Source organism: Pseudoalteromonas sp. S4741, from assembly GCF_005886135.1.
Lineage (GTDB): Bacteria > Pseudomonadota > Gammaproteobacteria > Enterobacterales > Alteromonadaceae > Pseudoalteromonas > Pseudoalteromonas tetraodonis.
In genome coordinates this window covers 41,364-62,596 of record NZ_PNCN01000004.1, presented here as the reverse complement: position 1 = coordinate 62,596, position 21,233 = coordinate 41,364, and the positions used below count along the sequence as shown (strand labels likewise).

Here is a 21,233-nt window from a genome sequence, read left to right as displayed (position 1 = left end):
AGCTCAATGAATTCTGAATTTATTTAATATCTTTCGATATTGAATTGACTGTGCTGCAATTCCTACCGAAGTAGTTATTGCTGTTGGTCACTCAGTTTCTCTTTCGAGAAATCACATTGAGACTCTAAATTTGTTTGCCTCGTTACTTGCTCAATAAAGAACGAAGTAGCTTGGCTGTTAGAACTCAATCTGTACGAGTGCCCACACAGATGATTGCTTTATATTGTTAAAGAACGTTGCGGTTAAAGCGTTTAACTTTATCTCGCTAGGGCTGCGCATATTACGCTTTCCTGTTTTTTTGTCAACACTTAATTTTAAACTTTATCAAAAATCTAAACTCAAGTTTTACTCGACTTTCTGAGCAGCTCCTGCTTCGCTATGCGTTGGCGTTCCCCGTCTCAGTGGGGTCGCATTATAGGGAGAATCGATTCTAACGCAAGCGTTTTTAAAGGCTTTTTTGCATTTAATTGTTACCCCAAAGATACCCCACCTAGATACACACGTTACCCACAAAACCCTGTGGATAACCCTGCATTTATCCTCTTTTTAAATGTAGAAAACAAAAAAGCATCTTTAGTTAGATGCTTTTATAAAGGTTCTAATTAGCCGTTAATATAAAATACTATAGAGCTTGCGGCGATATTTAGCGGCTAATGCATCGCCGTCAGGTAAAGAGGCGATTATTGCTAAGAAGTTTGGTTTGGCTTCATCATAGTTAAGATCTTTTTTAAGGATAGTAAAGAGTGCTTCTAATGCTTCTTCTTTCCTTCCTGCTTCATTGAGTAGGTTACTAAGTTTCATTTTTAATTCAAGCTCATTGGGATGCTTGGCTACTCTTTCTTGCAATGCTTTTATTTCAGGTGAATCGGTTGCCTCTAATGCGGCCTCACATTTTGCCTTAATATTATTAAAGTATGCATCTTGCTCTTTTACATCTATTGTTTCTATTAACGCAGCGGCTTCATCGAGTTTGTAGATTTGTATACATATATCTGCCAGTACTAATTTAATCCTCGCATTACGACTATCAAGTTCATACGCTTGTTTGGCATAAGTAAACGCGGCATTTAAGTCGCTATTAATCAGTGCTTGCTTGGCTTGCTCTAATAATAAGTCTTGTTGAGCTGGTAAATGTTTAGATAATGCATCACGAACTTGGCTTTCTGTTTGAGCACCCGCTAATACATCAACTGGAGCTGAGTCTTTTAATAACACTAAAGTAGGTAAGGTTTGCAATCCAACTTGTTGGGCAAGTTGAGAGGCAAGTGCCTGCTCTGCATCGCAGTCTAAGTTTGCGACTACTATATAGTTGCTGTATTCAGCAGCTAACTTATCTAAAATAGCTGCTTGGCTAATACACTCTGGGCTTTGTGGAGAAAAAAAGTTAAGTAGTACTAACTTTTGTTGTGATGTTTCACCCAATACTTGCTGAAGGTTTTGTGCGTTAAGACTAACTATATTACTCATTGAATTATTGCCATGTTCATCTATTTAGGTTTTTATATGGTGATGAAGATAATAATTACAAGTCATCTGTTTAAATCATTTAAATACAATTGAAGGTAGTGAGGGAAATATGAAATTAGCGTATGTAAGTGCATTGTGTTTATTAGTCAGCCCATTATTGAATGCGCAAGCACTTAAGTTGAATCTTGATACCAGCATGCCGGCAATAGAAAAACTTTACTTAGACCTACATCAATCACCTGAATTGTCATATAAGGAAAAGCAAACAGGTAAAAAAATCGCTGAACGACTTCAGAAATTAGGGTTTGACGTAACCGATAATGTAGGTGGTTATGGTGTAGTCGGAATTTACAAAAATGGTCAAGGCCCTACCGTCATGATCAGAACTGATACTGATGGCCTGCCTATAACAGAGCAAACAGGCAAAACTTACGCATCAACTATTACCACAATTAATGATCAAGGTAGTGAAGTTGGCGTTATGCATGGCTGTGGTCATGATATTCATATGAGCTCTTTTATTGGCACTGCAGAGCAATTAATTATGCATAAAAATCAGTGGCAAGGTACTTTAATGATGGTTGCTCAACCCGCTGAAGAAGTAGGCGGTGGTGCAAAAGCAATGCTCAAGGAAGGATTATTTAGCAAATACGCTAAACCTGATCATATTATTGCTTTGCATGTAAGCGCTAATGTTGCTGCGGGTAAGGTGGCAATGAAAAATGAATACACCATGGCCAGTGTTGATTCTGTCGATATTAGTATAAAAGGAAAAGGTGGCCACGGTGCTTACCCGCATACAACTATTGACCCTGTGATCATCGCAGCTCGAACAATACTTGCACTACAAACAATTACTAGTCGAGAGCTTTCTCCACTTGAACCTTCAGTGATAACGGTGGGTTCCATTCATGGTGGCTCTAAACACAATGTTATTTCTGATGAAGTTAAGTTGCAACTTACGCTACGCAGCTACAATCCAGATATACGTAACGCACAAATAGCGGCAATTAAACGTATTACTGCAGGTATAGCACAAAGTGCAGGCCTTGAGGAATCTCTCTACCCTGTAGTGAAAGTTCATGAAGATGAATCAATTCCATCAACTTACAATAACCCAGTACAAACTAATCTTGTTCGAAACGCTATAAAAAGTGCGATAGGTGATGCAAACGTGCTCGAAACAGAAGCGGTAATGGCCGGTGAAGACTTTGGATTATACGGGCGCACCGACGAAAATATTCCTATCACCTTATTTTGGCTAGGTGGCGTTAACCAACAACAGTACGCCAAGGCAATAAAAAATAACGAAACACTGCCCTCGTTACATTCAAGTAAATTTGCGCCTGATTATAAAGTAGCACTGCCTACAGGAATAAAGGCAATGAGTAACGCCGCTGTGGCACTATTCAATCAGTAACCTTCAACGCTATATGTAAGCCCTGCGATTAATTTACCGTAGGGCTTTTTCTATAACTCGACTTTTTATACGGCGCTTTTTTTGTACGTTTGGCAAAGCGCTTTTTAGGTGACGTTTTAGGTAACAGTGCAAATGCCTGACTATTGCAGTTCGCCGCTTGGCTTACAAAATTAGTTAAATCGGCTAATAAAGGTTGTATAAACTGCTGATAACTCATTGCTTGCTGTGCAATATCACCTAAACTCGACTCCCATTTTGCAGTTAAGTCGGGGCTTGATAATCCCTCTGGTAATACACTAATTAATGCCAGACCTGTTTCAGTTGCTTTAATTGCTTTTCCCTCACGTTTTAAAAAGCGACGTTTAAATAACAGCTCAATAATGCCTGCACGCGTTGCTTCTGTACCGAGGCCATCTGTTTCTTTTAATATTTTTTTGATTTGCAGGTCTTTTACATAACGGCTAATTCCCGTCATAGCAGCAAGTAAGGTTGCATCGGTAAAATGAGCCGGAGGAGATGTATGCTTTTGCACCACTTCACCTTTAGTACAAGTAAGTGCCATGCCTTTTTCTAAATAAGGTAATGTAGCTTCTTCTTTAAGTTCCGACTTACCCATGAGCAATTTAAAACCTAAGCTTACATCTTGCTTTGCACTTGCTTTAAATAAACCACCGGCTATGGTTACCTCTACTTTGCTTTCGTTATATATGTAGTCGGGATAAAACTGAATTAAATAGTGTCGACTTATTAACTGATAAATTTTTGCTTCATCATTGGCTAAACTCACACTTTTTAACTGTTTAGCTGTCGGCACAATGGCGTGATGAGCGGCCACTTTTGCATCATTAAAACATTTACTACGTTGTTTTGCATTTGCCTCATTTACCAGCTCTACTGACTGCCCACCATTTACGGCTATCGCTTTTAAAATAGCAGGTGCATCTTGGTGATGCTCTCTCGGTAAGTAACGGTTATCTGAGCGTGGGTAGGTAATTAATTTATGACGTTCATATAAAACTTGGCAAATATCGAGTACTTTTTGTGCTGGCATCCCAAAAGCTTTAGCAGCATCTATTTGTAAAGCAGATAAGTTATAAGGAAGAGGCGCGGTTTGTTTTTTTTGCTTTTGCTCAAGCGCTGTTACATTTGCGGGCTGATTAGCAATGCGTGAAGTCACATTTTCGGCTAAGGCTTTATTAAGTACTCTGCCCTCTTCATCTTGATATGGTTCGCACGCTTTACTCGGTATCCACTTAGCAGTAAATGATTGCTGCTCAGGTGTAACAAGATGAGCAAGTACTTCATAAAATGGTTTGGATACAAAATTTGCGATTTCATTATCACGATTTACAACTAAACCTAAAATAGGTGTTTGTACTCGCCCAACCGACAACACATTACCAAAGCCCGCTTTTTGCCCAGCTAGCGTATAAGCTCGCGTTAAATTCATACCAAACAACCAATCAGCACGAGACCGTGCTAAAGCAGATACACTTAAAGGGATAAAATCACGGTTAGCACGCATACTATTTATTGACTTTTTAACTGCCGTTAAGTTTAAGTCACTGATCAATAAACGCTGAATATTTTGTTTTTTTGCTTGGCTGATTTTTGCTTGTTCTATAACTTCATCAACTAATAACTGGCCTTCACGGTCAGGATCGCCAGCATGTACAAGTGTTGTTGCTTTTTTGATTAGCTTTTTTAAAATAGTGAGTTGTTTACGAGTTTTAGGCTTTGCTTTAAGTTGCCAATGCTCAGGCACAATAGGTAAATGTTCAAACTGCCACTTTTTAAAACGCTCATCATAATCATCGGGTTCTGCTTGCTCAAGCAAATGACCTATGCACCAAGATACGCAATCACCATTTGCCACTTCAATATAGCCATCATGCTTTTTATGCGGTTTAGGAAGTGCGTCTGCAATAGCGCGACCCAAAGAGGGTTTTTCAGCAATATAAAGTTTCATAACATAGCTCTAACACTGTTCATATAAACAGTAGTCTAGCACATCATTTTAAACGAGGGGTATTTTTGTCGTTATAAGCTTAAAGCTTTATTTCGCTTATTAACAAAAATATATAAAAGCGGTAGATAACATATAACAACAGTAGCGATATTTATTAAGGGCATAAATGTTTGATACATAACAGTACTATACGATAAATCCCAAAGATGGCGATCTACTAAACGAAACAATTGCAGAATAGGGGCAGCAATAACCACAAGTTGGCCAAGTACACATTGCCACAAATGCACTTTATCTTTAAGACCCCAATAAGCAATAAGGGCCATCCAAGTAATATCTGTTAATGCCCATACAAGGTAACGGTATATATAAATACCATCATCAAACGCCATTAAACTTGAGTAGGTCACAGTGCCAAATAAGAAAAAAGCGGCGGTAATAACAACGAACCTAAGAGCTAAATAATCTTTGAGGATAAAGAATATAAAAATAGCCGGACTCAAAATAAGAACCCAGCTTTTACTTAATATACTTACAAAATACAAAAACCATTCAGGCAAACTAAATAACCTTACTTAACTTTTGTATCTTCATCAGTTCCATCGCCGTTACCAGGCATACTACAATACTTAGTCAACATATTCGCCCCATTACATTTGTTAATAATGTTGCACTCTACGCTAAAAAAGGTACATAGCCAAATCATTCTATCTTACATCAATTGGCGCTGACTCTTTTGCCTTACCTTGTAAAATAGATATTTCTACACGGCGATTGCGTCTGCGATCTTCGCGGGAATCATTAGGTACTAAAGGTCGTGTTTCTGCACGCCCTACCACCATCATTCTGGTTTTATCAAAACCTGGAACTTTTTGTAATTCACTCGCTACCGCAACTGCGCGTTTAGAGGATAAATCCCAGTTATTAATGTAAAGCTCGTTGGATACCTGAAAATCATCCGTATGACCAGACACCGTAATTTCACCGGGTACATCTTTAAGTAATCGGCCAATATCTTGAATGATAGGTTTAAATTGTGGTTGTAAAAATGCACTCCCCGATGGAAACGAGCCATTTTCTCTAATACGAATTATGATTTGCTGCCCTAAAGATTCAAGCTCAATAGCCCCATCAATAATTTGTTTTTCAAGCTGTTGCGCAATTTTTTTAACTAAGTCATTTATTTGCTCTTGATCAGCAGCAGACACTGCCGTAGCTGCAGCAACTTCCTCTGAGGTACTGCTTGATTCACCACCTCGCTTTTCACCACGTTGCTCTTGACGTCCACCTGCGGAGCTTTCATCTCCCGCCTGAAACTCAAGCATTTGTTGAGTCATTTCAACCGTTTGTTGCTGAATGGTTTCTATAGGAGTTGGCTCAGGTTTACCCGGCGTAAACTCCATAGCAATAACAGATGTCCCTTTTGGAATGTCTTTTACCTCTATTTTATTTTGTACACCAAAAGCAAACTTCATTGAGCCCGCAATTTGTTTAAATTTAAGTACATCCATTTCAGAAAATGCGAGTAAAAGTACAAAAAAGCACATTAATAGCGACATTAAATCGGCAAATGTCCCCATCCATGCAGGTAACCCTGGAGGAGGGCATTTGCACTCTTCATCTGACATAATTATTCCTCAGTATTGACTGCGCGTTTTGATTCAGCTAGATAATTTTTCAAAATCCCTTCAATTACTTTAGGATTTTGGCCATCTTGGATGCCTAATACCGCATCTAAAATTAAGCGCTGATTCATGGCCTCTTCGTCTTTACGCAGTTCAAGTTTTACCTGAATAGGAATGGCGACAACATTCGCCAAAAATGCCCCATACAACGTTGTTAACAAGGCTACCGCCATTGCAGGTCCGATTGCTTTTGGATCATCCATGTTCGAGAGCATAGCCACTAAGCCTATCAACGTACCGATCATCCCCATTGCGGGAGCAATATCACCTAGCGACTTAAATAAGCTTGCGCCCATTTCATGACGAGTCGTCGTCAGGGAAATATCTTTTTGTAATGTTGCACGCACTACATCCGCATCATGCCCATCCACGAGCATATCAACGCCTTTGCGCATGAATGGATTTGGAATTTCGGCTTCTTCTAAGGCTAAAAACCCGCCTTTTCGGGCAGAATCTGCTAGCTCAACCGCCTTTTCAATTAACGCTTCAGGGGGTTCAATTTTAAACATAAACGCTTTTGCACATACTTTACCAATGCCAAGAAATTGCGACATGGTAAAATTAGATAAAACGATAAAAAGGGAACCACCAAATACGATAACCACAGAAGGGGTATTGTAAAACATAGCGACTTCACCGCTACTACTCATAAACATGGACATGACAATTAAGCCAATTGCGCCAAGGATCCCAATAATGGTTGCTAAATCCACATTCCCTCCAAAGGTTTTATATTTTTTCTTCGCAAGCGTTGTTATTAATTGTTTATCGGCAAGATACTGAAATACTTAAGTGATTTTTATGATAAACGGTAAAATTACGATTAGTCCTATTTTAGATCAACATAGGTAATCAACCTAATTAATCAAAATTAATAATTTTAAAAAATAACGTTGAAACGCAATAAAACCCAATCAACAGCATTTATCTATCAAAAAACAATATCATTCTTTGACCTAGTTTAGCATTCCCCCTAAAATTGGCGTCTAAATTTATTATGTAAGTTGAAAATAAAGATGGCGACTAAAAAACCTGAAAATTTAAGTTTCGAACAAGCACTAGAAGAGCTAACAACAATTGTCAGTGAAATGGAACAAGGTGATTTATCGCTTGAACAGTCTTTAAAGCAATTTGAGCGAGGTATTGCACTTGCGAGCGCATCTTCAGGCAAACTTCAACAAGCTGAGCAAAAGGTGTCGATATTAATGGGTAATGACGAAAAAGCACCGCTTACTCAGTTTGATAACGATTTGGAATAATTGTGAGCATAAAAGAACAAATAAAGCTCGCTCAAGATGATGTAGTCAATACACTCAACCTTTATTTCGAACAACCACTTGAAAGCGACAACACCATAAAAGAAGCCACACATTACAGTCTAATGAATGGCGGGAAGAGATTACGCCCTTTTTTGGTTTATACCACAGGCAAAATGCTCAGTGCTGAAAAACGTGATTTAGATGTGCTGGCAGCAGCCATTGAATGCATTCATAGTTATTCATTAGTGCATGACGATTTACCTGCGATGGATGATGACGACTTACGCCGTGGTCGCCCTACTTGCCATATTGTATACGGTGAAGCACAAGCGATTTTAGCTGGAGATGCACTGCAAACTTTAGCATTTGAACTTATTGCCAAGCATAAATTTAAATGCTCGACTGAAGCACAATTAAAAATGATCGCAGCATTAGCGCATGCTTCGGGGTTACAAGGTATGGTTGCCGGACAAGGCCGTGATATTGCAGCAACCGATAAGGTTATTACTGTTGATGAGTTAGAACGTATTCATAAACTTAAAACCGGTGCGCTAATAAATTGTGCGATTACTCTTGGTGCACTGTGTGCTCCTAATACGAGCCAACAAACTTTAGATAACTTATCAACTTTTGGATACGCTATAGGGCTTGCATTTCAGGTTCATGACGATATTTTAGATGTTGAGGGCGATACGCTTACTTTAGGCAAGCCACAAGGGTCAGATATTGCAGCGAATAAAGCGACATACCCCGCTTTATTAGGTATGCTAGGCGCTAAGCAAAAAGCACAAAATTTAATACAACAAGCCCATGAGGCATTAGCTAACATTGACGCAGACACAACAGATTTAGCGGCATTGGCAAACTATTTAATTGAACGTGACCATTAAACATGGCTAAACCGTATTAAATCTTAGAACAAAATTATTACTGAATATTAAGTCGCCTTTTAAACCTCGTTTGTTTTGAGGAGGGTTAATATTAGCGAAGGATATATAAAAAACCATGACACTTGATAGCAGCAAGTATCCATTACTTGATTTGGTGAACGAACCAGCCCACTTGCGAGAGTTAGCACAAGATAAGCTTCCTGCATTTAGCCATGAATTGCGTGACTATTTAGTCAATTCGGTATCGCAAAGTAGCGGTCATTTAGCGTCTGGTTTAGGAACCGTAGAACTTACCGTTGCATTACATTATGTATACAACACACCCGATGACCGTTTGGTCTGGGATGTGGGCCATCAAGCTTATCCGCATAAAATACTGACTGGCCGCCGTGACCAAATGCATACCATTCGCCAAAAAGACGGATTGCACCCTTTCCCTTTTAGAGATGAAAGTGAATACGATACCTTTAGTGTTGGCCATTCAAGTACCTCAATTTCTGCGGCGCTGGGTATGTCCATTGCTGCGCAAAAAGAAGGCAAAGGGCGTAAAACAGTCGCGGTAATCGGCGATGGCGCAATTACTGCGGGTATGGCCTTTGAAGCAATGAACCATCTTGGCGATGTTAAATCAGACATGCTGATCATTTTGAACGATAACGAAATGTCGATATCTGAAAACGTCGGTGCGTTAACCAATCATTTTGCGCGTATTTTATCAGGTAGCTTTTATACCAACATCCGCGAAGGCAGTAAAAAGCTGCTCTCTGGTGTACCGCCGGTAAAAGAGCTTGCCAGCCGTATGGAAGAACATATTAAAGGGATGATGATCCCGGGTACTTTTTTTGAAGAATTAGGTCTAAATTACATTGGCCCAATTGATGGACATGATGTGAATATGTTGGTTGATACGCTGCGCAATATGCGTAACTTAAAAGGCCCACAGCTTTTACATATAAAAACCCAAAAAGGCAAAGGTTATAAGCCTGCCGAAGCCGATCCGATTGGTTATCATGGCGTACCAAAATTTGATCCTGCAACATCAAGCTTACCAAAATCTAAGCCAGGTGCGGCGACTTTCTCAAATGTGTTTGGTGATTGGCTTTGTGACATGGCCGAGCAAGACAGTAAACTCATGGCAATCACGCCAGCTATGCGTGAAGGTTCAGGTATGGTACGTTTTTCTAAAGTGTATCCAGAACAATACTTTGACGTAGCGATAGCAGAACAACACGCCGTTACTCTTGCTGCAGGTTTTGCCTGTGAGGGCTTAAAGCCCGTTGTGGCTATCTATTCTAGCTTTTTACAACGCGCGTACGATCAACTAATTCACGACGTTGCACTGCAAAACCTACCGGTATTATTTGCTATAGACCGCGCCGGTATTGTTGGAGCCGATGGTGAAACCCATCAAGGCGCCTACGACTTAAGCTTTATGCGCTGTATACCTAACATGGTCATTATGGCCCCAAGTGATACTAACGAATGCCGTCATATGCTTTATACAGGCTATCAAGCTAATTGTCCTGTTGCTGTTCGTTACCCGCGTGGTAGTGCAGGCTCAGCAGACATTCAAAGCACTATGCAAAAGCTAGAAATTGGTAAAGCGAATGTAATTAAAAAAGGTACTAAAGTGGCTATATTATCATTTGGTACCTTGCTTGAAAACGCACAACTTGCCACTAATGAGCTCAATGCCACATTAGTAAACATGCGATTTATTAAGCCACTTGATACGGCATTAATTGATGAGCTGATTAATGATAACGATATTATTGTAACCCTTGAAGATAACGCGATTGCGGGCGGTGCAGGCTCAGCAGTTAATGAATATTTAGCGAGCATTAAAGCCGATGTAAAAGTGCTTAACTTAGGTATTCCTGATGAATTCATTAAACATGGCACACAACAGCAAATGCACGATGAAATGGGGTTAGGTGAACATGGTATTTTAACTTCAATTAAAGCATTTATGAGCTAATACTTATAGTGTTTAATAAAAAAGGAGCCATTGGCTCCTTTTTTATTGCTCATCTATAATCTCTAGCGCATCCACACCTTAATGTCGGCTAGACCATTGCTTTGTAACAAACCAATTTGCTGTTCAACATTGGGGTTTTGCTCAAACTCAAATGCATCTAATTGCTCGTCAAAGGTAATATTAGCGACGCCATCGCCGCCACGTTTTTTAACTTGATGTAATGCTATGTCAGCTAGATTAATTGATGTTTCCCAGCTAATAACTTGCCCACCTAAAAGAGGTAAAGGATAGAACGACCACCCGACTGACGCTGTTATATTGGTTGTTTCACCGTTAGGAAGCTGAAACGAATAATCTGCAATTGCTTGGCATAATTCAGATACATAGCTGTCGATTAAATTACATTTAAAATCGCGCAATAGCAGTAAAAACTCATCACCACTCCAACGGGCAACATAATCAGAACCTTGGGTACGCGAGTTAAGTAATGCCGCTACTTGTTGTAAACAGCTATCTCCGGCAATAGGACCATAGGCATCGTTAATGCGGCTAAAGTTATCTAAATTAATAATTAACAATACCAACGATTTACCTTGAGCCTGCAATGACTGCGAGTTACGCTGAAAATGCTCAATATCTTTTGGTAGTTGATCAAACAAAAAACGGCGACTTCTCAGCCCTGTTAGCTCATCAGAGTGACTAACAAGCTTAAGCTGAGAGTTTACTTGGTTTAATTTATCGTTTGCTTGGCGAAGCTCAAGGGTTCGCTCAGTAATAAGCCCCTCAAGAACTTGCTGCTTACGTCGCTCTTGAACTTTAAATACCCAAAACACCAAATAAAAGAGCAACACAAAACCACTGGTGATCAGTAATCTAAAATATATAGTTTCACCAAATCGTTCAGGCACCACAAAAGCGTATTCGGCCGATTGCGCTTTGCCCCAATCTTCACCTTGACGTTTTGTCTCTAATTCAAATAAAAACATACCTGCTGGTAAGTTAGTGTAAATTGCTTCTCGGCGGGTATTTGCATAGCGCCAATCATTATCAAGCCCATTGAGTTTATACCTAAACTCTATACTTGCAGGTGCATAGTAATCGATGGCGGTATAGGTAAGCGTTACATCACGCTCGTCAGTTTTAAGTACTGGCTTTTTACCTAACGCAGCCGCAGTAAGTTTTCGTGATGGCGTGGTTAAAGTTTCTATAGTTGGTTTAAGTGAACGCAGTCCAAATAATTCTACGTCTTTAGGAATTTCTACAACACCTTGCAAGCTGGGATACCAAATTGAATTATCCATATCAACCACCGCATCATGGCCTAAACCATTACAGCATTGACTTGCTTTACCATCGAGCTGTCGATCAAATGAAGAGATCACTTCCTCCACTTTTAGGCTTTCAATGTTGGCTTTGAATTGCTCAACCGGCATGCGATAAACCCCTTTCATGGTGCTTACCCAAATACGTTTTGTAGTATCATCGTATTCAAGACTAAATATAGAACCGTATGGCAGCCCATTGGCGGCATCTAATTGCTGCCACTGCCCTTGTCCACTGCGATAAAACAAACCATCGTTAAGCGAGCCAATTAAAATCCCCACACCTTTAATGTGTAAAATGCTAGTCACGTACGCACTTTCCAAAGTGGTTTGGTCGCCTATTTTTTCTATCCCGCGTTCAGTAAAGTAATACGCCCCTTTACTGGTACCAATCACGCCAAAATTTGGTTTATCTAAAACATAGGTTACAAACTTACTGCCTAAAAAAGCATTGTACGCAAAAGGGTTTAAGCCATTGTAATTTAAACGATATAAGCCTCGCCCAGTGCCCACCCAAAAGCCGCCTTTAGTCGACGTACTAATAGCAAATACAGGATTATCACTCAACGCACGGGCAGGAAAACTATATAAGGTATTCGACTCGTAGAAAAACAAACCTCTACCAGTGGCAACATAAAGACGATTGCCGTCAAACTGTAAGTCATGTACTGAGGCGTTACCATACTTGGTACTGTTAATGACATTGATAAACGTTTTATCGGCATCGAAATAGCCTACGCCGCTTTTGTTGGCAATCCATAACTTACCATCTGGTGATTTACTAATGGCCATAACCGCTTCGGTCATTTTAGAAATGGCTGAATGGCGCTCTATTCGCCCTTCGTGAGCAAGCCAAAGTCCCTCACTAAAACTCGCTAACCATATATTATTTTCATCATCTCTAAATATATCGGCAAACCAAATACTTTGATCTAATTGACTGGGCTCAACCCATTGCCAATCATCCGATTTCCCTCTGAACAATAAGCGCCCATAAGTCGATACCCACAGGCCACCATTGCCATCACTCATAAACTTATAAACGGCTGAGTTGTTAGCGTTAGGCAGCGGAAATGGGCGTAGCTCATCATCTAAATCTAAAAAGTAAGCACCTAGCTCAGAAGCAAGATATAAATTGCCATTTAAAAAGGATAAGTCGTGAACAATTGTTTGCGCTAAACGATCAGGCAAGGCCACTTTAGCGGTAAGCTCTAAGCGCAATTTAGAAAAATCAGACGCGCTTTGCGTCAAGCGCAATAAATTACGATCGTTAACCAGCCAAATTCCCTCTGGTGAGAGCGCCATTTTACTGACTGACCCTACTATTTGGGTGATCACAGTGGCATTTACGATAGGGCTCGGATTGTTTAGCTGGTCGCGCAGCTCTATCTGGCCTCTGTCTATGTAATAAAGCCCATTAGCTGCTATCCAAATACTGCCTTTAGAGTCTTCAAGAATATCTCTAACAGGGCCTTTAATATTAAACTCTTGTGCGGTTAGCTTTTCTGGGTCTATAACAACGAGGCCGTTTTTCGTGCCTATCCATAATAGTCCTTGGCCATCAATCAGTAATTTATTGATGCCATTGCTGGGTAAAAACAGACTATTTTGAGTGTTGTAATTAGTAAAAGTGTTACCATCAAATCGGCTTAATCCGAATTGCGTACCAAGCCACATGTAGCCTTGGTTATCTTGCACCACACTTTTAAGGGATTGTGAGGGAAGTCCGTCTTTAATGTTCCATTGTTTAACTACGTAATCAGTAATTGAAGCCGTACTTGGCATGGCACACATCAAGAGTACACAAACCAATAAAAATCGCATCATAGTGCTGCCACCTAGTTAAACAAATAATAAATTAAAAGGGTAGTAAACCTACTTTTATCAATGCTTGCAAACAAATAAGCGAAAAAATACCTGCAAGTACATCATCGGCCATAATACCAAACCCACCATGAGCACGTTTATCAAGTATACGAATCGGCCCTGGCTTTGCTATATCAAAAAAGCGAAATAGTAAAAAGCCCACTAATAAGGTTTGCCAATTCAGTGCTGCACCAATCATCGTTATATAGTAACCAGCGACTTCATCCCAAACAATAGCTGGATGATCATGAACTTGAAGGTCATCAGCTGTTTTTCCACATGCCCAAATACCAAATATACTGATCACCACCGCAAATACAATTTGTAACCATAACGGAAAATGCATGGTAATAAAAATAAACGGTAACGCCGCTAAAGTACCAAATGTACCTGGGGCTTTAGGCGCAAGCCCTGTACCAAAACCCAAACCAAAAAATTGATGTGGGCGTTTTAAATTAAATAATCGGTTTTTATTCAAACCTGCTCCTTGGAAAAGTGCTCAAAGCCTTTGTGCTCAAAAACAAACTTTTCACCTTGGTGTAATAATTCTATATTCCCGTCACCACTTTTGATTTGGCCGATACAGGTTGCTTCTACACCGTATTGGCGCAACTTAATATCGAGCATACTCTTATTACTGTCTGGGACAGTGTAAAGTAGTTCATAGTCATCGCCATAGTTGAGTATAAAAGGAAGCTGTTGCTCAAAATCAAGACTCGCTTGCATCGCATCAGAAGTAGGTACATTTTCAATATTGATTGTTGCACTGACCTGTGACAAATCCAAAATGTGCCCTAAATCAGCAAGTAAACCGTCTGAAATATCAATCGCTGATGACGCTAAGCCACGCAAAGCTTGTCCGGCGGCCACGCGTGGCGTTGGAAAGTTTAAACATTTATTAATATGCTTTAAATGTTCAGGTGCAACTGGCAAACCTTGTTTTTTTGACTCAATTGCCAAACCAGCATCACCTAGCGGTCCGGTTACAAAAATCCAGTCGCCCACTTTTGCGCCACTTCGACACAGTGCTTTACCTTCAGGAACCGTGCCTTTTGCACAAATAGTAATACTGAGTGGGCCTTGAGTCGTATCGCCACCAATAATTTGTACATTAAAGTACTCAGCAATTTCATGCATGCCGTCAGTCAGCTCTGCAATCCATTGTGGATCGATACTTGGCAACGTGAGTGCAACCGATACCCATGTAGGCTCTGCACCCATGGCAGCTAAATCACTTAAATTTACTGCCAGAGCTCGATGCCCTAATGCGCGAGGAGAGATATCATGAAAAAAATGCACCCCAGCAACTAAGGTATCTGTTGTTATAGCAAGCTGACAGTTTGCTGGTACTGTGACAAGCGCACAGTCATCTCCAATCCCTAAATTAACATCGCGACGAGTGATACCGCGACCTTTAAAGTAGTGATTAATTAATTCAAATTCCTTCATACACAAAAAAGCCGACCTATGCCGGCTCTCCTTTTTAACGGTTATTTATAACAACTCACTGAAATTAATATGCAGCTTAAGTTGTTATGACTTGCGTAACTGTTTTACAGCTTTATCAAGTACACCGTTTACAAATTTATGGCTATCTTCAGCGCCAAACATTTTCGCTAATTCAATACTTTCATTGATAGCCACTTTGTAAGGAACATCTTCACGAAATTTAAGCTCGTAGCTGCTTAAACGTAAGATTGCACGTTCAACTTCGTCTAATTCATCAAATGGACGAGTTAAATGAGGCGATACAGCTTCGTCTAGTTGCTTATGATTTACGGCAACTCCACGTGCTAAATCTTTAAAATATTCAACATCAATTTTAGTCACATCGTTTTCGATCAACATTTGTTGTTCGATATCGGCAATCGCATTGCCGCTTAATTGCCATGAATACACGGCTTGAAGTGCTAAGATACGTGCTTTACGTCTTGCTGCTGGTTTCACAAAAATTCCTTAAACTTAAATTTTATCTAACACATTAACCATTTCAAGCGCACCTAAAGCAGCTTCGCCGCCTTTGTTACCCATTTTGGTACCTGCGCGCTCAATTGCTTGCTCAATGCTTTCAGTGGTTAATACGCCAAATGCAACCGGGATATCATACTCAAGCGATACTTGTGCAAGCCCTTTATTTGACTCGCCAGCGACGAGATCAAAGTGAGGCGTGCCCCCTCTGATCACTACACCTAAGGCGATAATTGCATCATATTCTTTTTTTGCTGCAACGCGTTTCGCTGCCAAAGGTAATTCAACCGCACCGGGTACGTAAATCACGGTAATATCGTCTTCTGATACTCCACCAGTACGTTTTAGCTCATCAACAGCACCTGCAAGCAAGCTACTACCAATAAAGTCATTAAAACGAGAAATGACAATGGCAAACTTTTTGCCTGGAGCGTATTTATTACCTTCAATAATTTTCATTTGATAACCCTAAAAATAAGTTTAAGCGATTTCGGTTGCGCAAAAATTGATGCGCATTATACCACATAAATAAAATAATAACCTAGCGCGTAATTATTGTGGCTCTACGTAGTCAACCACTTCTAAATGGAACCCTGATAATGCATGGTATTTTTTAGGTAAACTCATCAAACGCATTTTTTGAATACCTAAATCAGCCAGAATTTGCGAACCCACACCTACGGTGCGCGAAGTACCTTGAAATTTACGTGGCGTCACATTTTCACCCGCATCAGCTGCGGCAAACGCTTTTACTGTGGCTTCTAACTCTTCAGTGCTTTCTTGCTTACCTAAAATAACTAAGGCGCCATTATGCTCAGCAATATAAGCCATTGCTTGCGATAAACCCCAACTACGGTCAGCATTGCGATCAGAGAGTAAAATATCGTTAAAAGTACTTTGTAAATGCACACGTACTAAGGTCGGTTCTTGTTGTTTTATTTCACCTTTAAGCAATGCATAGTGTAACTGCCCATCAATGGTGTCTTTGTAAGTCACTAAGTCAAACTCACCATGTTCAGTTGGCAATTTACATTTTGCAACTTGCTCAATTGTGGTTTCGTTTAGGTTGCGGTACTCGATTAAATCAGCAATGGTGCCAATTTTAATATCATGTTGCTTAGCAAATACTTCTAAATCAGGACGACGCGCCATCGTGCCATCTTCATTTAGGATTTCTACAATCACTGATGATGGCTCAAGCCCTGCTAAACGCGCTAAGTCACACCCCGCTTCTGTATGCCCTGCACGTGTTAACACGCCGCCTGGTTGCGCCATAATAGGAAAAATATGACCTGGTTGTACAATATCGCTTGGCACAGCGCCTTTCGCAATGGCAGCTTGAACAGTGCGAGCACGATCCGCTGCAGAAATACCTGTGGTGACCCCTTTTGATGCTTCAATTGACATGGTGAAATTAGTTGAGAATGCGGCACCATTATTTTTTACCATTAATGGTAAATCAAGCTGCGAGCAACGCTCTTGAGTCATCGTTAAACAAATTAGTCCACGGCCATGAGTCGCCATAAAGTTAATCGCTTCTGCACTAATGTGTTCAGCAGCAATAATTAAATCGCCTTCATTTTCTCTGTCTTCATCATCCATTAAAATAACCATTTTACCGGCTTTAATGTCATCAATTATTTCTTGTGCGCTGTTTAAATTCATAAGTTGCTCGTATAAGTTGTCAATGTCGTTATTTTATAAAGCCCGCTTTAGCGAGTAAGCTCATCGAAATATCTGAACCCGAAGGTTGGTCAGCCCCTCTAACTAGGCGCTCTAAATAACGTGCTATTTGGTCGACCTCTAAATTAACCTGGGTGCCAACTTTAAAGTCAGCTATGGTCGTTTGCTCGCTGGTGTGGGGCACAATCGTCAGTTTAAATTTATTACCTTCAACCGCATTAACCGTCAGGCTAATACCATCAATACAAACCGACCCTTTGTAAGGAATGTATTTCATTAAATTTTCATCGGTGGCTAACCAATATTCTGTTGCTCGCGCATTGGCATTAATCGCTGTGATAGTAGCAATACCATCTACATGGCCAGATACTAAATGACCACCGAGGCGCGAAACAGGTTGCATCGCCTTTTCTAGATTAACGGTTTGCCCTAATGCGTAATGTGCAAATCCCGTTAAGCTAATCGTTTCATTTGATAAGTCAGCACTAAAGCCATCAATATGCTTACCAACAACCGTCAGGCAGACACCATTAGTTGCAATACTGTCACCTAACTTAACATCACTCATATCAAGGTTTTTACTTTGGATACGAATAGCTAAATCACCTTGTTTTTTTTGTAATAACGCAATTTTACCTGTCGCTTCAACTATTCCAGTAAACATAGTGCTACTCTTTATATAAAATGATTAATGAGCTTTTTTTAGTGCTGTGATACGTAAATCATCACCAATTGACACACACTCATTAAAAGTTAAATTAATGGTATTTTGCATACTCATTAACTCTGGGAAATTCAGTAAACTTTTAGCATCGCAGCCCATTAATTTAGGGGCAATGTAAAAAACAAACTCATCAATTAAATCAAGTTCTGTCATTTTGCCAGCCAGTGTTGCTCCGGCCTCTAGCCACACATTATTAAACTGCAATTGGGCTAGCGTGTTTAACACGGCCAGTAAATCTACTTTATTATTATTTTCAGGTACTTCAATCTGTTTAACAAAATGAGGCCACTGATGCGATTTATCAACCTTGGTGGTAAATATTATCACCTCACTTTGAATTGAAAATAAGGCAAGATCAGGGGTAAGCCTATTTTGTGAGTCAATAACAACGCGAACCGGTTGGCGCAGTGGTAAATCAGTTGGTAAAGAATACGGTAACTCTTCTGGGCGCACATTTAATTTTGCATCATCCATTAATACCGTATCGGCACCGGTTAAAATTGCACAGCTTTGTGCTCGGTATAGTTGCACATCTTGGCGCGCTGCGGGGCCAGTGATCCATTTACTTTGCCCGTTTTTAAGCGCCGTTTTACCATCTATACTTGCGGCCATTTTGCAAGTCACAAAGGGTAATCCCTGCTCCATGCGCTTAAAAAACCCAAGGTTTAATGCGCGAGCTTGCGCTTCAAGTAACCCGTAAGCGACTTCTATACCAGCATCCGCTAAAATTTTCAGACCTTTGCCTGCAACTTGCGGGTTGCTGTCAACCATAGCAGCGATCACTTTTTTAACACCTGCTGCTTTTAGCCCTTCAGCACATGGCGGTGTTCGACCATAATGACTGCAAGGCTCAAGTGTTACATAAGCGGTTGCGCCTTTTGCATTTTCACCAGCCATAGCCAGTGCGTTTACCTCTGCGTGACCTTGACCCGCTAACTGATGAAACCCTTCACCTATTACTTTATTATTTTTTACGAGTACGCAGCCAACATTAGGATTAGGAGTGGTGGTAAAGCGCCCTTTTTTTGCCAGTTCAATAGCGCGAGCCATGTAGCGTTTATCATCCTCTGAAAACGAACTTTGCATGCTCATTACTATTCTCCTAAGCGGGCTATTTCTTCACCAAATTCGCGTATATCTTCAAACGAGCGATATACAGAGGCAAATCTTACATAGGCCACTTTATCTAACTTTTTAAGCGCTTCCATAATGCACTCACCCACCAAATGGCTAGACACTTCGCGTTCGCCAGTGGCACGTAACTGCGACTTAATAATATTAACCACTTCGTCAACTTGCTCAGTGCTTACGGGACGTTTTTCGAGGGCGCGAGTTAAGCCATTTAGTAACTTATCTTCATTAAACGGTTCGCGGCTGCCATCTTGCTTGATGACCCGTGGCATCACTAATTCAGCCCCTTCAAAGGTGGTAAATCGTTCGTGGCATTCATTACATTCACGACGTCTACGTACTTGGTGTCCTCCACCTACAAGGCGAGAATCAATAACTTTAGTATCTTTGGCGGTGCAAAAAGGGCAATGCATAACTGTGTGTTTCCGTTTTAAAAACAAAAAATGGCCGCTATCATAGCGGCCATTATCATATCAAAAATGTGTGCAGTTGTGATCTAAATTACTATTTTACTCTTGGATTAAGCGTAAACAGGTAATTTTGCACAAATTGCTTTCACTTTTTCTTTTACTTGCGCTTGTACTGACTCATCTTCGATGTTGTCTAGTACATCACAGATCCAGCCCGCTAACTCTTTTGATTCAGCTTCTTTAAAGCCACGACGAGTGATTGCTGGTGAACCAATACGCAGACCAGAGGTAACAAATGGTGAACGTGGATCGTTCGGTACTGAGTTTTTGTTAACCGTGATATTCGCATTACCTAGGGCAGCATCTGCATCTTTACCTGTGATATCTTTGTCGATTAAGTCAAGTAAGAATAAGTGGTTATCAGTTTTACCCGATACTACTTTGTAGCCGCGCTCTTGTAATACCGCAACCATTGCTTGTGCATTTTTAACAACTTGTGTTTGGTATGTTTTAAACTCAGGTTGAAGTGCTTCTTTAAATGCAACCGCTTTAGCAGCAATAACATGACATAAAGGACCACCTTGGCCACCTGGGAAAACAGCGCTGTTTAGCTTTTTGTAAATTTCTTCATCGCCACACGCAGAGATGATTAAACCACCGCGAGGACCCGCTAATGTTTTGTGTGTTGTGGTTGTTACAACGTGAGCAAATGGCACTGGGCTTGGGTAAACACCCGCAGCAATTAAACCTGCAACGTGCGCCATATCAACAAATAAGTAAGCACCTACTTTGTCTGCAATTTCACGGAACTTAGCCCAATCAACAATACCTGAGTATGCAGAAAAACCAGCAATGATCATTTTTGGTTTGTGCTCAAGTGCTAACGCTTCAACTTGTGCGTAATCAATTTCGCCAGTTTCTTCGTTAAGGCCATACTGAATTGCGTTGTATGTTTTACCAGAGAAGTTTACGTGTGAGCCATGTGTTAAGTGACCACCGTGCGCTAGGCTCATGCCTAATACAGTATCAAGTGGGCTTAAAAGAGCTTGGAAAACAGCAGCATTCGCTTGTGAACCGGCATGAGGTTGTACGTTTGCGTAATCTGTACCAAATAATTCATTTGCGCGGTCAATAGCAAGTTGCTCAACTACGTCTACGTGCTCACAGCCACCGTAGTAACGTTTGCCCGGGTAACCTTCAGCGTATTTGTTAGTCAGCTGAGAACCCTGCGCTTCAAGTACGCGTGGGCTACAGTAGTTTTCAGATGCAATTAACTCAATATGTTCTTCCTGACGTGATGTTTCTTTGCTCATCGCGTCAAATAACTCTGGATCAAAGTCCGAAATATTCATGCTACGTTCTAACATTGGGGTCTCCTGGGCAACGTGTATGGGTATTTTTTAGAGGCTTTATTGTACGCTTAAAACGACGTTTTGCCTACGCTCTTAAGTTGAGGATATT

Annotated in this window: 19 protein-coding genes; 4 read left to right on the top strand and 15 right to left on the bottom strand. The window is 40.5% G+C overall.

The window, feature by feature from the left end:
* Nucleotides 1–609: 609 nt before the first annotated feature.
* Nucleotides 610–1,467 carry a tetratricopeptide repeat protein gene (locus CWC30_RS00690; protein ID WP_138626146.1) on the bottom strand — a complete coding sequence of 286 codons (858 nt, stop codon included), beginning with the start codon at nt 1,465–1,467 and terminating at the stop codon, nt 610–612.
* Between the two features lie 109 nt (nt 1,468–1,576).
* Here CWC30_RS00690 and CWC30_RS00685 point away from each other — a divergent pair, with 109 nt between their 5' ends.
* Nucleotides 1,577–2,887, top strand: a complete 1,311-nt coding sequence (locus tag CWC30_RS00685) for a M20 metallopeptidase family protein (protein ID WP_138626145.1) — start codon at nt 1,577–1,579, stop codon at nt 2,885–2,887.
* 28 nt (nt 2,888–2,915) lie between these two features.
* Here CWC30_RS00685 and CWC30_RS00680 read toward each other — a convergent pair whose 3' ends face one another.
* The 4 genes from CWC30_RS00680 to pomA form a co-directional block, all read right to left on the bottom strand.
* Complete coding sequence (locus tag CWC30_RS00680; RefSeq protein WP_138626144.1) at nt 2,916–4,856, bottom strand: DNA topoisomerase III; 1,941 nt, start codon at nt 4,854–4,856, stop codon at nt 2,916–2,918.
* Nucleotides 4,857–4,927: 71 nt separating this feature from the next.
* Entirely contained in the window at nt 4,928–5,416 is a 489-nt protein-coding gene (locus CWC30_RS00675) for a hypothetical protein (RefSeq protein ID WP_036979862.1), read from the bottom strand.
* A gap of 147 nt (nt 5,417–5,563) precedes the next feature.
* Entirely contained in the window at nt 5,564–6,484 is a 921-nt protein-coding gene (locus CWC30_RS00670; RefSeq protein ID WP_028834921.1) for a flagellar motor protein MotB, read from the bottom strand.
* 2 nt (nt 6,485–6,486) lie between these two features.
* Nucleotides 6,487–7,254 (bottom strand): flagellar motor protein PomA, encoded by a 768-nt coding sequence (gene pomA, locus CWC30_RS00665; RefSeq protein WP_036979865.1) that lies wholly within the window; start codon nt 7,252–7,254, stop codon nt 6,487–6,489.
* A 303-nt stretch (nt 7,255–7,557) separates the two neighbouring features.
* Between pomA and xseB the strand changes: the two genes are divergently transcribed.
* The 3 genes from xseB (at nt 7,558) to dxs (ending at nt 10,668) form a co-directional block, all read left to right on the top strand.
* Nucleotides 7,558–7,800, top strand: a complete 243-nt coding sequence (xseB, locus tag CWC30_RS00660; RefSeq protein ID WP_010390946.1) for an exodeoxyribonuclease VII small subunit — start codon at nt 7,558–7,560, stop codon at nt 7,798–7,800.
* 2 nt (nt 7,801–7,802) lie between these two features.
* On the top strand, nt 7,803–8,690 hold the full coding sequence (gene ispA, locus CWC30_RS00655) for a (2E,6E)-farnesyl diphosphate synthase (protein WP_138626143.1): 888 nt from the start codon (nt 7,803–7,805) through the stop codon (nt 8,688–8,690).
* Nucleotides 8,691–8,805: 115 nt separating this feature from the next.
* Nucleotides 8,806–10,668 (top strand): 1-deoxy-D-xylulose-5-phosphate synthase, encoded by a 1,863-nt coding sequence (gene dxs / locus CWC30_RS00650; RefSeq protein ID WP_036979872.1) that lies wholly within the window; start codon nt 8,806–8,808, stop codon nt 10,666–10,668.
* A 62-nt stretch (nt 10,669–10,730) separates the two neighbouring features.
* Here dxs and CWC30_RS00645 read toward each other — a convergent pair whose 3' ends face one another.
* From CWC30_RS00645 to glyA, 10 genes are all read right to left on the bottom strand, one after another.
* The gene (locus tag CWC30_RS00645) at nt 10,731–13,817 is read right to left on the bottom strand and encodes a ligand-binding sensor domain-containing diguanylate cyclase (RefSeq protein WP_138626142.1); all 3,087 of its coding nucleotides are present in this window, start codon (nt 13,815–13,817) and stop codon (nt 10,731–10,733) included.
* Between the two features lie 31 nt (nt 13,818–13,848).
* Nucleotides 13,849–14,334, bottom strand: coding sequence for a phosphatidylglycerophosphatase A family protein (locus CWC30_RS00640; RefSeq protein ID WP_008110211.1), 486 nt, complete (start codon nt 14,332–14,334; stop codon nt 13,849–13,851).
* Nucleotides 14,331–15,305 (bottom strand): thiamine-phosphate kinase, encoded by a 975-nt coding sequence (gene thiL / locus CWC30_RS00635; protein WP_036979878.1) that lies wholly within the window; start codon nt 15,303–15,305, stop codon nt 14,331–14,333. Before thiL ends, CWC30_RS00640 begins: the two co-directional genes overlap by 4 nt.
* Before the next feature lie 84 nt (nt 15,306–15,389).
* Nucleotides 15,390–15,803, bottom strand: coding sequence for a transcription antitermination factor NusB (nusB, locus tag CWC30_RS00630; protein WP_008110215.1), 414 nt, complete (start codon nt 15,801–15,803; stop codon nt 15,390–15,392).
* Nucleotides 15,804–15,818: 15 nt separating this feature from the next.
* Nucleotides 15,819–16,283, bottom strand: coding sequence for a 6,7-dimethyl-8-ribityllumazine synthase (gene ribH, locus CWC30_RS00625; protein WP_008110216.1), 465 nt, complete (start codon nt 16,281–16,283; stop codon nt 15,819–15,821).
* 93 nt (nt 16,284–16,376) lie between these two features.
* Nucleotides 16,377–17,489 carry a bifunctional 3,4-dihydroxy-2-butanone-4-phosphate synthase/GTP cyclohydrolase II gene (gene ribBA, locus CWC30_RS00620; protein ID WP_013464232.1) on the bottom strand — a complete coding sequence of 371 codons (1,113 nt, stop codon included), beginning with the start codon at nt 17,487–17,489 and terminating at the stop codon, nt 16,377–16,379.
* 28 nt (nt 17,490–17,517) lie between these two features.
* On the bottom strand, nt 17,518–18,171 hold the full coding sequence (locus tag CWC30_RS00615; RefSeq protein WP_138626141.1) for a riboflavin synthase: 654 nt from the start codon (nt 18,169–18,171) through the stop codon (nt 17,518–17,520).
* Nucleotides 18,172–18,195: 24 nt separating this feature from the next.
* Entirely contained in the window at nt 18,196–19,323 is a 1,128-nt protein-coding gene (gene ribD / locus CWC30_RS00610) for a bifunctional diaminohydroxyphosphoribosylaminopyrimidine deaminase/5-amino-6-(5-phosphoribosylamino)uracil reductase RibD (RefSeq protein ID WP_036979884.1), read from the bottom strand.
* A 2-nt stretch (nt 19,324–19,325) separates the two neighbouring features.
* On the bottom strand, nt 19,326–19,775 hold the full coding sequence (nrdR, locus tag CWC30_RS00605; protein WP_010390928.1) for a transcriptional regulator NrdR: 450 nt from the start codon (nt 19,773–19,775) through the stop codon (nt 19,326–19,328).
* A 107-nt stretch (nt 19,776–19,882) separates the two neighbouring features.
* On the bottom strand, nt 19,883–21,139 hold the full coding sequence (glyA, locus tag CWC30_RS00600; protein ID WP_138626140.1) for a serine hydroxymethyltransferase: 1,257 nt from the start codon (nt 21,137–21,139) through the stop codon (nt 19,883–19,885).
* Between the last annotated feature and the right edge of the window lie 94 nt (nt 21,140–21,233).

What these genes read in the sequence shown, in the direction of transcription:
- ribBA (WP_013464232.1), bottom strand. Translation starts at nt 17,489, where the DNA reads ATGAATTTAAACAGCGCACAAGAAATAATTGATGACATTAAAGCCGGT.
- CWC30_RS00670 (WP_028834921.1), bottom strand. Translation starts at nt 6,484, where the DNA reads ATGTCAGATGAAGAGTGCAAATGCCCTCCTCCAGGGTTACCTGCATGG.
- xseB (WP_010390946.1), top strand. Translation starts at nt 7,558, where the DNA reads ATGGCGACTAAAAAACCTGAAAATTTAAGTTTCGAACAAGCACTAGAA.
- glyA (WP_138626140.1), bottom strand. Translation starts at nt 21,139, where the DNA reads ATGTTAGAACGTAGCATGAATATTTCGGACTTTGATCCAGAGTTATTT.
- CWC30_RS00690 (WP_138626146.1), bottom strand. Translation starts at nt 1,467, where the DNA reads ATGAGTAATATAGTTAGTCTTAACGCACAAAACCTTCAGCAAGTATTG.
- nrdR (WP_010390928.1), bottom strand. Translation starts at nt 19,775, where the DNA reads ATGCATTGCCCTTTTTGCACCGCCAAAGATACTAAAGTTATTGATTCT.
- dxs (WP_036979872.1), top strand. Translation starts at nt 8,806, where the DNA reads ATGACACTTGATAGCAGCAAGTATCCATTACTTGATTTGGTGAACGAA.
- CWC30_RS00685 (WP_138626145.1), top strand. Translation starts at nt 1,577, where the DNA reads ATGAAATTAGCGTATGTAAGTGCATTGTGTTTATTAGTCAGCCCATTA.
- ribH (WP_008110216.1), bottom strand. Translation starts at nt 16,283, where the DNA reads ATGAAAATTATTGAAGGTAATAAATACGCTCCAGGCAAAAAGTTTGCC.
- CWC30_RS00680 (WP_138626144.1), bottom strand. Translation starts at nt 4,856, where the DNA reads ATGAAACTTTATATTGCTGAAAAACCCTCTTTGGGTCGCGCTATTGCA.
- ribD (WP_036979884.1), bottom strand. Translation starts at nt 19,323, where the DNA reads ATGAGCATGCAAAGTTCGTTTTCAGAGGATGATAAACGCTACATGGCT.
- CWC30_RS00615 (WP_138626141.1), bottom strand. Translation starts at nt 18,171, where the DNA reads ATGTTTACTGGAATAGTTGAAGCGACAGGTAAAATTGCGTTATTACAA.
- thiL (WP_036979878.1), bottom strand. Translation starts at nt 15,305, where the DNA reads ATGAAGGAATTTGAATTAATTAATCACTACTTTAAAGGTCGCGGTATC.
- CWC30_RS00645 (WP_138626142.1), bottom strand. Translation starts at nt 13,817, where the DNA reads ATGATGCGATTTTTATTGGTTTGTGTACTCTTGATGTGTGCCATGCCA.